The organism is Arthrobacter crystallopoietes BAB-32 (assembly GCF_000328305.2).
Taxonomy (GTDB): Bacteria; Actinomycetota; Actinomycetes; order Actinomycetales; family Micrococcaceae; genus Crystallibacter; species Crystallibacter crystallopoietes_A.
On the sequence record NZ_ANPE02000107.1, the window covers coordinates 1 to 12,981 of the forward strand.

Annotated in this window: 10 protein-coding genes and 1 pseudogene; 3 read left to right on the forward strand and 8 right to left on the reverse strand. The window is 66.9% G+C overall.

Annotated features, from left to right (window positions below):
- Window positions 1-117 precede the first annotated feature (117 nt).
- Genes purU through glyA form a run of 7 tightly spaced genes read right to left on the reverse strand, consistent with a single transcriptional unit; the run spans window position 118 to window position 8,784 of the window.
- A complete protein-coding gene (gene purU / locus D477_RS08405) occupies window positions 118-990 on the reverse strand; it encodes a formyltetrahydrofolate deformylase (protein WP_005268604.1) in 873 nt (290 codons plus the stop codon).
- A 10-nt stretch (window positions 991-1,000) separates the two neighbouring features.
- Window positions 1,001-2,401: an L-serine ammonia-lyase gene (locus D477_RS08410; protein WP_005268605.1), complete on the reverse strand. Its 1,401-nt coding sequence runs from the start codon at window positions 2,399-2,401 to the stop codon at window positions 1,001-1,003.
- Window positions 2,401-3,036, reverse strand: coding sequence for a sarcosine oxidase subunit gamma (locus tag D477_RS08415; protein ID WP_005268606.1), 636 nt, complete (start codon window positions 3,034-3,036; stop codon window positions 2,401-2,403). The genes D477_RS08410 and D477_RS08415 overlap by 1 nt, the downstream gene beginning before the upstream one ends.
- Window positions 3,029-5,950: a sarcosine oxidase subunit alpha family protein gene (locus D477_RS08420; protein ID WP_005268607.1), complete on the reverse strand. Its 2,922-nt coding sequence runs from the start codon at window positions 5,948-5,950 to the stop codon at window positions 3,029-3,031. Before D477_RS08420 ends, D477_RS08415 begins: the two co-directional genes overlap by 8 nt.
- Window positions 5,947-6,267: a sarcosine oxidase subunit delta gene (locus D477_RS08425; RefSeq protein WP_005268608.1), complete on the reverse strand. Its 321-nt coding sequence runs from the start codon at window positions 6,265-6,267 to the stop codon at window positions 5,947-5,949. The genes D477_RS08420 and D477_RS08425 overlap by 4 nt, the downstream gene beginning before the upstream one ends.
- A 19-nt stretch (window positions 6,268-6,286) precedes the next feature.
- Window positions 6,287-7,504, reverse strand: coding sequence for a sarcosine oxidase subunit beta family protein (locus tag D477_RS08430; protein ID WP_005268609.1), 1,218 nt, complete (start codon window positions 7,502-7,504; stop codon window positions 6,287-6,289).
- Window positions 7,504-8,784 (reverse strand): serine hydroxymethyltransferase, encoded by a 1,281-nt coding sequence (gene glyA, locus D477_RS08435; RefSeq protein WP_005268610.1) that lies wholly within the window; start codon window positions 8,782-8,784, stop codon window positions 7,504-7,506. The genes D477_RS08430 and glyA overlap by 1 nt, the downstream gene beginning before the upstream one ends.
- Before the next feature lie 149 nt (window positions 8,785-8,933).
- On the opposite strand from glyA, the gene D477_RS08440 reads away from it, so the two are divergent.
- On the forward strand, window positions 8,934-9,608 hold the full coding sequence (locus D477_RS08440; RefSeq protein ID WP_005268611.1) for a GntR family transcriptional regulator: 675 nt from the start codon (window positions 8,934-8,936) through the stop codon (window positions 9,606-9,608).
- 7 nt (window positions 9,609-9,615) lie between these two features.
- On the opposite strand, the gene D477_RS08445 is transcribed toward D477_RS08440, so the two are convergent.
- A complete protein-coding gene (locus D477_RS08445; protein WP_005268612.1) occupies window positions 9,616-11,118 on the reverse strand; it encodes a PucR family transcriptional regulator in 1,503 nt (500 codons plus the stop codon).
- Window positions 11,119-11,226: 108 nt separating this feature from the next.
- Between D477_RS08445 and D477_RS08450 the strand changes: the two genes are divergently transcribed.
- Both D477_RS08450 and D477_RS22245 read left to right on the forward strand, forming a co-directional pair.
- A complete protein-coding gene (locus D477_RS08450) occupies window positions 11,227-12,780 on the forward strand; it encodes a purine-cytosine permease family protein (RefSeq protein ID WP_005268613.1) in 1,554 nt (517 codons plus the stop codon).
- A 38-nt stretch (window positions 12,781-12,818) separates the two neighbouring features.
- Window positions 12,819-12,981, forward strand: a pseudogene (locus D477_RS22245) (creatininase); the annotation flags it as partial.

The window sequence follows — 12,981 nt, forward strand, 5'->3', positions numbered from 1 at the left end:
GCCACCTTTGTGGGGTGGCCGCGCGCCGGGCGGGGTGTCGGCTTTGGCTTGTCGAGCGCGCGTGCCGGTTGGCCGTTGGCGGGCAGCGGATTTGCCGCCCGCCCGGGAACAAGCCGGTTAGCGCAGCACGACGGTGCGGTTGCCGTGCAGGATCACGCGTCCTTCACAGTGCCACTTGACCGCATCGGAGAGCGCCTTGCATTCGGTGTCGCGCCCGGCCGCCACCAGGTCCTCGGGACCGAAGGTGTGGTCCACCGCGACAACCTGCTGGGCGATGATCGGGCCTTCGTCCAGCTCCGCGTTGACGTAGTGGGCCGTCGCGCCCACGGTCTTCACACCCTTCTCGTAGGCCTGGTGGTACGGCTTCGCGCCCTTGAAGGACGGGAGGAACGAGTGGTGGATGTTGATGACGCGGCCTGCCATCTTGGTGGCGAGCTGGTCGCTCAGCACCTGCATGTAGCGGGCCAGCACCACCAGGTCCACCTCGAACCGGTCCACCAGTTCCAGCAGCTTCGTCTCGGCCTCCGGCTTGGTGTCGGGTGTGACCGGGATGTGGAAGAACGGGATGCCGTGCCATTCCACCAGCCGCTGGTGGTCGCGGTGGTTGGACACCACGGCCACGATCTCCACCGGCAGTTCTCCGGTCCGGGAGCGGAAGAGCAGGTCGTTGAGGCAGTGGCCGAACTTGGAAACCATGACCATGACCCGGCGCTTGGCCCCGTGCTGGGCCAGCTGCCAGTTCATGCCGAACCGCTCCGCCACCGGCTCGAAATCCCGGCGCAGCGCCTCCTCGTCCAAGGGCTCGCCCGTAGCCGAAGCTACATGGACGCGCATGAAGAAGTGCCCCAGCCGGCGGTCGTCGAACTGCTTGAGCTCGACGATGTTGCAGCCCTGTTCCAGCAGCACGGTGCTCACGGCGTGCACGATGCCGGGGGCTTCGCGGCAGTCGAGGGTCAGGACGAGTTCTTTGGTTCCGGGGATGGTTTCCATACTCTGCAGTTCAGCATTCGATAACGTTGACGGCAAGGCCACCACGGGACGTCTCCTTGTACTTGATCTTCATGTCTTTACCGGTTTCGCGCATGGTCTTGATCGCCTGGTCCAGCGAGACCTTGTGCTCCCCGTCGCCCTGCAGTGCCAGCCGCGCGGCGTTGATCGCCTTCACGCTGGCAATGGCGTTGCGCTCGATGCACGGGATCTGCACGAGCCCGCCCACCGGATCGCAGGTCAGGCCCAAGTTGTGCTCGATCCCGACCTCCGCCGCGTTCTCCACCTGCTCCGGGGTCCCGCCCAGCACGGCGCACAAGGCGCCGGCAGCCATCGAGCAGGCCGAGCCGACCTCGCCCTGGCAGCCCACCTCGGCACCGGAGATGGATGCGTTCTCCTTGAAGAGGATACCCACGGCCGCCGCCGTGAGCAGGAAGTCCACCACGCCGTCGTCGTTGGCTCCCGGCACAAACCGCGTGTAGTAGTGCAACACGGCCGGAATGATGCCCGCCGCGCCGTTGGTTGGCGCCGTGACAATCCGGCCGCCCGAGGCGTTCTCCTCGTTGACCGCCAGCGCGTACAGGTTCACCCATTCCATCGCCCAGAGCGGGTCAGCGTTCGGAGTGCCGCTGGTGGCGGCCGCCGACTCGATCTGCCGGAGCTTGGTCCGCAGGCCGGGAGCACGACGGCGGACCTTCAGTCCCCCGGGCAGCCTCTCCTCGGTGCGGGTACAGCCGTTTTCCACGCATTCCTGCATGACGTCCCAGATGTGCAGCAGCTGCGCACGCAGCTCCTCCTCACTGCGCCAGGAGAGCTCATTGGCCAGCATGATTTGCGCAATGGACTTGTCCTCGCGCCGGCAGTGCTCGAGCAGTTGCTTGCCCGTGGTGAACGGGTACGGCAGCGGCGTCTCGTCCTGGACAATCCGGTCCGCGCCCGCGGCGTCCTCGTCCACCACGAAGCCACCGCCCACCGAGTAGAAGGTGCCCTCGCGCACCAACTGCCCGCCGTCGTCGTACGCGAAAAAGGTCATGCCGTTCGGATGCGCCGGCAGCGACTTCCGGCGGTGCAGGATGACGTCCGCATCGCCGTCGAACTCCACCGGATGCGTGCCGGCGAGCTGCAGCTTGCCCCCGGCGACGGTCTCCTTCACGAAGGCGTCCGCGGTGTCGGTGTCCACGGTCTCCGGATCCTCGCCCTGCAGGCCCAGGATCACGGCCTTGTCCGAACCATGGCCCCAACCGGTGGCGCCGAGCGAGCCGAACAGCTCCGCCCGCACGCGCGCCACCGATTCAAGCTGACCGTCCCGCTCCAGCCCGGCCGTGAACAGCCGGGCCGCCCGCATCGGCCCCACCGTATGGGAGGAGGAGGGGCCGATGCCAACGGAAAACAGATCCAGTGCGCTCAGCGCCATTACGGCACCTCGGGAGAGGCAAACTCCGTCATAGCGTCCAGCAGCCAGCGCGCGGTGAAGTCCGCAAAGGACGCCCGCGGCAGGATCCGGTAGGTCTGCGAGCCGTTCTCCTCAGCGGTCTGCCAGAGCAGCACCGGCACGAGTCCGATGGTCGTGGTCACGGCCTTGCCGGGGCCGAAGACCCGCGGGTGCAGGTCCGCAGGGCAGCCCTTCTCCAGGACCGCGCGGGCGGAGGGCCCGTCCAGTTCCAGCGTGGTGCGGTTGGCGGAGAGGTCGACGACGGCGCCGGGCTGGCTGCCGAGGGCGGCGGTCAGCTTGGCCACGACATCCGAGCCCTCCGGGGCGACGACCAGGAACTCGTCCGGGCCGAGCCACAGCACTGCGGTGCCGCCGCTTCCGTCGGCGTCCCCGGTGGTTTCCCCGGCCTTGGCAGGCAGGGACACACCGGCCGCGCTTGCCAGTGCCGCCGCGGCAGCCGAGCCCGGTTCCACGCGCAGGCCGACCTGGGTCAGGAACGGAACCTCGCGCAGTGCCACGCCGCGTTCGCCGGCCACGGCTCCCTCGCGGAGTACGTCTTCCAGGTGGGCCAGCGGGCTGCGGCGCAGCTGGGAAATGTCAGTCATTACTTCAGCCATCACGACGGCTCCCTTCGGGGTCGAAAAGTACGGGTTCTGCGATGACGACGTCCACGAGCTGCCCGTCCAGCGGGGCCTGCAGCGTCTCACCGATGCGGTTGCGGCCGTTCTTGACCAGGGCCAGGCCGAAGGTGCGGCCCAGCGCGGCGCTGTTGTAGCTGGAGGTCACATGGCCCTCCATCGGCACCGGCGCCTCGGACGGAGCGATCCGGATGCCCTGGTTGACCAGCTGGGCGCCTTCCGGAAGCCGGATGGACTTGTCCACCGGCAGGACACCGACCAGCTGCTTGCGGTCCTCGCGGACGTTGTCGATGCGCGAGTAGGAGCGCTTGCCGACAAAGTCCTTGGCCTTGGAGACAATCCACTCCATGTTGGCGTCCTGCGGCGTCACCGTGCCGTCGGTGTCCTGGCCGACGATGATGAAGCCCTTCTCGGCGCGCAGCACGTGCATGGTCTCGGTGCCGTAGGGGGTGATGTTGAACTCCGCACCGGCTTCGGCCACCGCTTCCCAGACGTGCAGGCCGAACCAGGCCGGAACGTTGATCTCGTAGGCCAGTTCGCCGGAGAAGGAAACCCGGGCGATCCGGGCCGGCACGCCGGAGGCCAGCGTGGTGTCGCGGAAGGCCATGAACGGGAACGCTTCGTTGGTGACGTCCAGTGCCGGCGCGACCTTTGCGACGACGGCGCGGGACTTCGGTCCAACGACGGCGATGGTGGACCACTGCTCGGTCACGGAGGTGGCGACCACGTCCAGCTCCGGCCACTCCGTCTGCAGCCACTCCTCGAACCAGTCCAGCACCTTCGCGGCGCCGCTGGTCGTGGTGGTGAGCAGGAAGTGGTCCTCGGCCAGACGCATGACGGTGCCGTCGTCGAAAATCATGCCGTCCGGTGTGCACATGACGCCGTAGCGGCACATTCCGACTGCCAGCTTCTTGTAGGCGTTGGTGTAGATGCGGTTCAGGAACTCGGCCGCGTCCTTGCCGCGGACCTCGATCTTGCCCAGCGTGGTGGCGTCCATGAAGCCGACGGAGTCGCGGACGGCGGCGCATTCGCGCAGCACCGCGGCGTCCATGTCCTCGCCCTGCTTCGGGAAGTACCAGGGGCGCTTCCACTGTCCGACATCCTCGAACAGGGCGCCCTGGGCCACATGCCACGGCTGGATGGAGGTTATGCGGGCCGGGTCGAACAGCTCGCCGCGCTTGCGGCCGGCCAGGGCGGCGAAGGCCACCGGGGTGAACGGAGCACGGTACGTAGTGGTGCCGATGCCGCCGATGTCGCCGCTCTTGAGCGCATGGCCGATCACGCCGATCACGTTCACGCCCGAGGTCTTGCCCTGCTCGTCGCCCGTGGAGATGGAGGTGTAGCGCTTCACGTGCTCCACGCTCCGCATGCCCGCACCGGTCGCGCGCAGCACGTCCTTCACGGTCTGGTCGCGGTGCAGGTCCACGAAGTGGGCGGAGAAGTCCTGCTCCTCGCCGGCGGCGGGGACCAGCCATACCTGGCGGAACTCGCCCGCCGCGGCGTTGCGGACCTCGGCGGACGGTGCAACGAGGGTTTCCTCTTCGGAAACCTGGTAGCCGGTGGCCTTCGCTGCAGCGCGGCCCGCCACAGTGCCCTCGAGCACGCAGTGCGCGGTGTCGTAGGTGCCGTTCAGTGCACCGGCCACGTGCTGGTTGGCCACTGGGGCCACCGGCACGAAGGCAGCGAGGCTGTCATCCCAGCGGGACTTGCCCTGGCGCTGGCTGTGCAGGTGGATCGTCGGAGTCCAGCCGCCGGAAACGGCGAGCAGATCGGCTTCGATCCGCCGGACGTCGCCGACCGGGCTGCCGGCCTCGTCGATGCTGCTGACGCTGACGGCGCTGACCCGCTCTGCTCCCTCGGTGTCGACGATGGCGGAGCCGGTGATGACCTCGACGCCGGACTCGCGTACTGCCGCAGCACGGGCGGAGAGCTCGGTGCGGGCGTCAACGACGGCTGCCACTTTCACGCCGGCCGCGGACAGGTCCGCCACCGCGTCGTAGACGCTGTCATTGGTGGTGAAGAAGACCACGTTGCGGCCCGGAGCCACAGCGTAGCGGTTGACGTAGCTGCGGACTGCGCCGGCCAGCATGACGCCGGGACGGTCGTTGTTGGCGAAGGTGATCGGACGCTCCAGGGCGCCCGGAGCGAGCACGATCTGGCCGGCACGGATGTGCCAGAGGCGGCTGCGGGAGACGCCCTCCGGAGCCTCGCCTGCGTGGCCGGTCCGGTTCTGGTTGGCCAGCAGGTAGTTGGAGTCGTAGGACCCGAAAGCGACGGTACGCTTCAGCAGCGTGCAGTCCGGGGCTGCGGCCAGTTCGGCCAGAACCTCGGCGGTCCACTCCTGCGCGGGCTTGCCGTCGATCTGCGCCTGCGGCTGGGACAGCAGCGAACCGCCGAACTCGGCATCCTGTTCGATCAGGATCACCCGGGCACCGCCGCGCACGGCCTCGCGGGCCGCGGCCAGGCCGGCGGGGCCTGACCCGACCACCACGACGTCGGCGTGCACGTACTTCTTGTCGTAGCGGGCGGTGTCGTCACGCGGATCCATGGTGCCCAGGCCGGAGAGGAAGCGGGCCGCCAGGCCCTCGCGCAGCGCCACGGTGGTGGCGGTCAGCATGGACTCGTCCACGGGGTTCGCCGGACCGGAGGCGGCGACGTGGATCAGGGCGTTGGTCTCCTCGACGCCGGCGCTCATGATGCCGCGCGGACGATCCAGGTACATGGAGTTGCCGCAGCGCAGGACGCCGTTGGCCAGCAGGGCGCTGGCGACGGTGTCGCCCTGGTAGCCCTTGTAGGTCTTGCCGTCGACGGTGAAGGTCAGTTCGGCGCCGCGGTCAATGCGGCCACCCGCTACGCGATCAGCCGGCAGGCGGTGGGACTGGGTGGTGCTCATTTCGCGGCTCCTTCCTTGTTGTTGGCTGCCGTGTTCAGGGACGCCAGGTCCGGGCAGGGTTCGCCGCTGCGGTAGACGGCCTTGAATTCGTAGCTGACCGTGTCGCGCACGGCGTTGAACCAGCGGCGGCAGCCGCCGCTGTGCACCCAGCGCTCCGCGAACAGGCCCTTGGGGTTCTCCCGGTAGAACAGGTACTCGGCCCATTCCTTGTCGGTCAGCTGGTTCGGGTCCTCGGGGTAGGCCACGTGGGCCTGGCCGCCGTAGTGGTATTCGGTCTCATCCCGGGGGCCGCAGTAGGGGCATTCAATGAGGATCATGGTGAGGAATCCTTACGTCTTAGTGGGCGACGGCGGCGGCGCCGTGCTCGTCGATCAGGTGGCCGGTCTCGAAGCGGTCCAGCGCGAACGGTGCGTTCAGCGGGTGCGCTTCGCCGTTGGCGATGGTGTGCGCGAAGGTGTAGCCGGCGCCAGGAGTGCCCTTGAAGCCGCCGGTCCCCCAACCGCAGTTGACGAACACACCGTCCACCGGCGTCGTGCTAATGATCGGTGAGGCATCCAGGGTGGTGTCCACGATGCCGCCCCAGGTGCGCAGCAGGTGCGCCCGGGCGAAGATCGGGAAGAGTTCGACGGCGGCAGCCATCTGTTCCTCGATCACGTGGAACGCGCCGCGCTGGCCGTAGCCGTTGTAGCTGTCGATGCCGGCGCCCATGACCAGTTCGCCCTTGTGCGCCTGCGAAACGTAGACGTGCACATGGTTGGACATGACCACCGTGGGGTGCACCGGCTCGAACAGTTCCGAGACCAGGGCCTGCAGCGGGTGGGACTGGATCGGCAGCCGGAACCCGGCGAGCTCGGCCAGCACGCTGGAATGCCCGGCGGCAGCGAGGCCCACCTTGTCGGTGAGGATGCGACCGCGGCTGGTTTCGACGCCGACCACGCGGTTGCCGTCCTTGATGAAGCCGGTGACTTCGCAGTTCTGGATGATGTCCACGCCCATCTCGTCGCACTTGCGGGCGAAGGCCCAGGCGACGTGGTCATGCTTTGCAATGCCGGCACGCGGCTGGTACGTGGCGCCCATGACCGGGTAGCGGATGTCGTCGCCGATGTTGACGATCGGGCAGACTTCCTTGACCTGCTCCGGGGTCAGCCACTCGGCGTCCACGCCATTGAGCTTGTTCGCTTCAACCCGGCGGACGGACTCGCGGACGTCGCCCAGGGTATGGGCGAGGTTCAGCACGCCGCGCTGGCTGAACAGGAAGTCGTATTCGAGTTCCTCGGGCAGCTGCTCCCAGAGCTTCAGGGAGTGCTCGTAGATCGCGGCGGACTCGTCCCACAGGTAGTTGGAACGGATGATGGTCGTGTTGCGGGCCATGTTGCCGCCGGCCAGCCAGCCGCGCTCCAGGATGGCGATGTTGGTCATGCCGTGGTTCTTGGCCAGGTAGTAGGCGGTGGCAATGCCGTGGCCGCCGCCGCCGACGATGACGGCGTCGTAGGAAGACTTGGGCTCGGGATTCCGCCAGAGGAAATCCGGATGCTCAGGCAGCAGGTCAGCCATTACTGGGCTCCGTTCAGGTTCGGGTACAGGGGGAATTTGTCGGCCAGGACGCCGACCCGGCCGCGCAGCTCGGTGGCGAGCTCGTCGGTCAGTTCGTGCGTCAGGGCGGTGGCGATGATGTCGGCAACCTCGGTGAACTCAGCGGCGCCGAAGCCGCGGGTGGCCAGGGCCGGGGTACCGATGCGCAGGCCGGAGGAAACCATCGGCGGGCGCGGGTCGAAGGGGACGGCATTGCGGTTGACCGTGATGCCCACCTGGTGCAGGCGGTCTTCGGCCTGCTGGCCGTCCAGCTCGGAGTTGCGCAGGTCCACCAGCACCAGGTGCACGTCGGTCCCGCCGTTGACCAGGCTGATCCCGGCGGCGGCCACGTCGTCCTGGAGCAGCCGGTCCGCAAGGATGCGGGCCCCTTCCAGGGTGCGCTGCTGGCGCTGCTTGAAGTCCTCGGATGCGGCGACCTTGAAGGCGACAGCCTTGGCGGCGACCACATGTTCGAGCGGGCCGCCCTGCTGTCCGGGGAACACGGCCGAGTTGATCTTCTTGGCCAGCTCCTGCTTGGACAGGATCACGCCGCCGCGCGGTCCGCCAAGGGTCTTGTGGGTGGTGGTGGTAACGACGTCGGCGAACGGCACCGGGTTCGGGTGCAGACCCGCTGCCACCAGGCCGGCGAAGTGGGCCATGTCCACCATCAGGTAGGCGCCGACCTTGTCGGCGATGCGGCGGAACTCCGCGAAGTCGAGCTGGCGGGTGTAGGCGGACCAGCCGGCCACGATCAGCTTGGGCTGGTTTTCCACGGCCAGCCGCTCGACCTCGGCCATGTCGATGCTGTGGTCCTGCTCCGAGACGCCATAGGAGACGACGTTGTAGAGCTTGCCCGAGAAGTTGATCTTCATGCCGTGCGTGAGGTGCCCGCCGTGCGCCAGGTCGAGACCGAGGATCGTGTCCCCGGGGTTGAGCAGGGCGAACATCGCGGCGGCGTTGGCCTGCGCGCCCGAGTGCGGCTGCACGTTCGCGGCCTCCGCGCCGAAGAGCGCCTTCACGCGGTCGATCGCCAGCTGCTCGATCACATCAACGTGCTCGCAGCCGCCGTAGTACCGCCGGCCCGGGTAACCCTCGGCATATTTGTTCGTCAGGACGGAGCCCTGGGCCTCCATCACCGCGCTCGGCGCGAAATTCTCCGAGGCGATCATCTCCAGCGTCGACTGCTGGCGCTCCAGTTCGCGTCCAATCGCGGCTGCAACCTCGGGGTCCGCCGCGGCCAAGGTAGTTGACAGATTCGTCACGATCCGGCCTCTCCTTACAAGAAACTAAAGACTTATGTTCGACTGATATATCAGTGCTGGTTGAAATGGTATGCTGTAGATCACACCGAGTCAACACCAATAAAATATGACTCGTAAAAGACGCCAAACACTGACGCAAGGAGCCAACCATGAGCGTGACCGCTACTGCGGCAGAAGCAGCGGATGCCCAGCTGTCGCTGGCCGAACGCGCGTACCGCGAGCTCCGGGACCGGCTCATTATGCTCGACATCCGGCCAGGCGAACCGATCAACGATGGCCAGCTCGCCACAGCCCTGGAAATCGGCCGCACCCCCGTACGGGAGGCACTGAAGCGGCTCGAGATGGACCACCTCGTCGTTTCCTATCCGCGGCGCGGCACTTTCGCCACCATCGTCGACATCACCGCCCTGGCCGACGTCTCCGAACTCCGCCGCGCGCTCGAGCCGCTCGCTGCCCGGAAGGCCGCCCTCAGCGCGAACGCCAGGATGCGGGAAGAACTCGCCGCCCTCGCCGACGACATCCAGCGGCTGGAGGACGACGGCCCCGGCACGGCGACCGACCTCATGCGCTATGACCTCGATGTGCACCGCAGCATCTACCGCGCCGCCGGCAACCCCCACCTCGAAGAAACCCTCATCCGGCTGGACAATCTAGCCACCCGGATCTGGTGCCTGGTACTGGACAAAGTGCCCACCGTAGCGGGGCACATCACCGAGCATGTCCAATTGCTCAAAGCCATTGTCGACGGCGATGCGGAGCAGGCCGCGGATCTCGCCTTGGAGCACATCACCAGTTTCGAAGAAACCATCCGGAAGGTGCTCTGAGCGCGGCTCACTGCTGGTCCAGGTAACGGGCCAAGCGGACCGCCAGGTGCAGTCCGGCAAGCCGCTCGGTACCGCGCGGGTCCCCGCCGATCATGCCGAAGATGCGGTCAAGCCGGCTGTGCAAGGACTGGCGCTCAAGGAACAGGGTCCGTGCAGTCTGCGCGGTGTTGCACCCCGAGGCGAGCCATGCGGCCAGGGTTTCCAGCAGCCGCGAGCCCTTTAAAGCGTCATAATCGACGATTTCGCCGACCAGTTCCCGGACCAGCTGCCGTGCAGCTGCGCCGTCCGGCTCCTTGAAGGCCAGCCGTTCAATGGCGAAATCATCAGCGTCGAGCACTGCCCCCTCATACAAGCCCACGGGCGACAGACTGATGGTGAGCCGCGCTTCGGCCAGGGAACGCGCTGCCTGGCTGATGCCGTTGCCCACCGGGCCCACCGCGACGATTACCGGCTGGCCGCCCATGCTGTCGGCAAGCCTCCGCACCAGCTCAGCCTTAGCGGCCTGCGTTGCCTCGGCCGGCAAGGCGGCAACGGCCACCAGATCCGACTGCTGCACATAGACGACGACCTTGCGGACATTCTTGCGGATGGCCTGCTCGACCGGCGCCCACCGGCTGACACTGGCCTCCGGCTGGGCCACTAAGGCTACAAAGGCCGCTCCAGGATCCATTCCTGCAGCCTTGCACAGCTGCACCAAGCGGATCCCCTGGACACCGGAGGCCACCGATCGCAGCAGTTCCGTTCCAGCCACGTCGGTCAGGCTCGGAGCCAGACGCTGCTGCAGGGCCAGCGCCAGAATGCCGGCGGACCTGGTCCCGGCGGTCTGGTACCAGGCAGGATCATGGCCATCGGGAGGCTGCAGCCGCAAGGAAGCAGCCACTCCCCCGCGCAGGGCGATGTCGAAATCCAAGGCAGCGGCACCACCGTCCGCCTCCGGCGCCGCCGGAAGCTCCGCCCGCTCCAGGAGTTCCCCGGTGCGGTCATAGACACTGACCTGCGCGGGCAGCACCATGGCCAAAATCTCCAGCAGCTGCTTGAGCCCCGCCCCTTCCGCAAGGGCGGACGCCAGCTGCTGGGAGAGCAGGTCCGCGCGCCGCATCAATTCCACCGACTGGCCGACCATCAAACTGTTGATTGCCTCGGCCATTTCGACGAAGGGTGCAACCCGGGTCAGCTCGATCAGGGGCAGTCCGGCCGCTTCGGCTTCGGCAATCAGGTCCTGCGGCATCGTTTTCAGCACTCCGCCGGTTTCAACGGCCAGTGCAGCTATCCCGCGTCCTGCCAGTGCCTTGATATAGCGGCCGCGCTCCTCCGGGGTGGCGGACGCCAATGACTGGCCGCCCGCCAGCAGGAGTTCGCCGCCGCTCAGCAGCGGGGCAATGTCCATGACCTCGCTGGAGTGGATCCAGCGGACCTGGGTCTGTTCCACAGAATCCGCGCCGGCACGCACCAACGGCGCCGCTTTCCGGAAGGTGTCGTCAGCCAGCACTTCCTTCAGCGATAGGCCCATGTCAGTGTGTCAACCTCCGATTCGTTTTCAGCTGACACTTAGCGTATATCACCCGTGACCCAAGCCACATATCGTTGCCTATGTCCAAATGACTTCCCGGAGGACCCCATGATCAACAATCAACATGGCCCCAACACTTCCCCTGCCACGACCCAGCACGACGAGGATGTCGAGCAGGAGCTCCAGCCGATTCCGGAAGGGTCGCGTACCCGCAAGGTATCAGGCCAGTTCTGGATCTGGGCCGGCGCGAATCTGGCCCCCATCAACTGGGTCCTGGGTGCCCTCGGCATTCACCTCGGCCTTGGCTTCGCCGACACTGTGACAGTTCTGGTGCTCGGCAACCTGATCGGCATGATCCTGTTTGGCTTCTTCGTCCTCCTGGGCCAGCGCACCGGCGCCACCGGCATGGTGCTCGCCCGCGCAGCCTTCGGACGCCGCGGCAACTATGTTCCGGCGGCGATCCAGGCCACGCTTGGGATCGGCTGGTGCGCGGTTAACACCTGGATCATCCTGGACCTGGTAATGGCGCTCTTCGGCAGCCTGGGCTGGGTGGATCCGAGCCAGCCCAACTACGGCTGGAAGATCGCCGTGGCGGCCGTCATCATGGCCCTGCAGGTCATTATCGCTTTCTTTGGCTACAAGGCCATCGCCGCCTTCGAGCGCTGGACGGTGCCGCCGACCATTTTGGTCCTGATTGCCATGTCGGCAGTCGCCTGGTTCGGCATGGACATCGACTGGGGCTACGCCGGACCTCCCGGGGAAATCCTGCAGGGCACCGAACGCATCGCCGCCATGAGCGCGGTCATGACCGCCATCGGCATCGGCTGGGGTATCACCTGGTTCACCTACGCCGCTGACTACTCCCGCTTCGTCAGCAGGAGCATCCCCAAGAAGAAGCTGTACTTGGCGTCCGTTTTGGGCCAGTTCATTCCGGTTGTCTGGCTGGGTGTCCTGGGTGCCAGCCTGGCCACCAAGAGCGGCAGCATCGACCCCGGCCAGCTGATCGTCGAGAACTACGGCGTCCTGGCCATCCCGGTCCTGCTGATGGTCCTCCACGGCCCGATCGCCACCAACATCCTGAACATCTACACCTTCTCGGTCGCCGCGCAGGCCCTCGATGTCCGCATCAAGCGGCGGGTCCTGAACATGATCGTCGGCGTCGTCGCCCTGATCGCAGTGGTCTTCTTCATCTACCAGGAGAACTTCGCCACCGTGCTGGATTCCTGGCTGATCGGCTTGGTTGCCTGGGTCGCTGCCTGGGGCGGCATCATGCTGGTGCACTACTACTACCTGGACCGCCGCCTGCCGGCCGACACCGCACGCCTCTTCGACCCCATCGGCACTACCCGGCTCCCGGTCGTGAACTGGGCCGGCGTCGGAGCCCTGTTTGCCGGCATCTTCGCCACCTGGCTGTTCATGTACGGCCTGCTCCCCGCCACCCAGGGTCCGATCGCTGTCGCCATGGGCGGCCTGGACCTCTCCTGGCTCGCCGGCGGCCTGACCAGCGCCGCGGTCTACGCCACCTTCGGCCCGCGGGTCCACCGCCGATTTCTGGTCGACCATGCACTGACTGCAGTAACCAAGGAAGCCGCCGCCGAAGCCTCGGCGCGACGCACTGTCGAACCGGCTTCCGAAAGCACTTCGACCCCGACTTCCTTCTGAAACCAATCCACCTTTTGACGAACCTTTTAGGAGATTCGATGACCATCGCAGATTCCCCGGTAAGCAGCGTTTCCGAGCTCGAGCGGCTGAAGGTCCTGCACAACGGCGAGAAGCAGCAGCTGACGTTCTCGGACGCCGAGTTCGAGCGCCGCCTGGCCGGCCTGCGCCAGATCATGGCCGCCAAGGACCTCGACGCGGTCA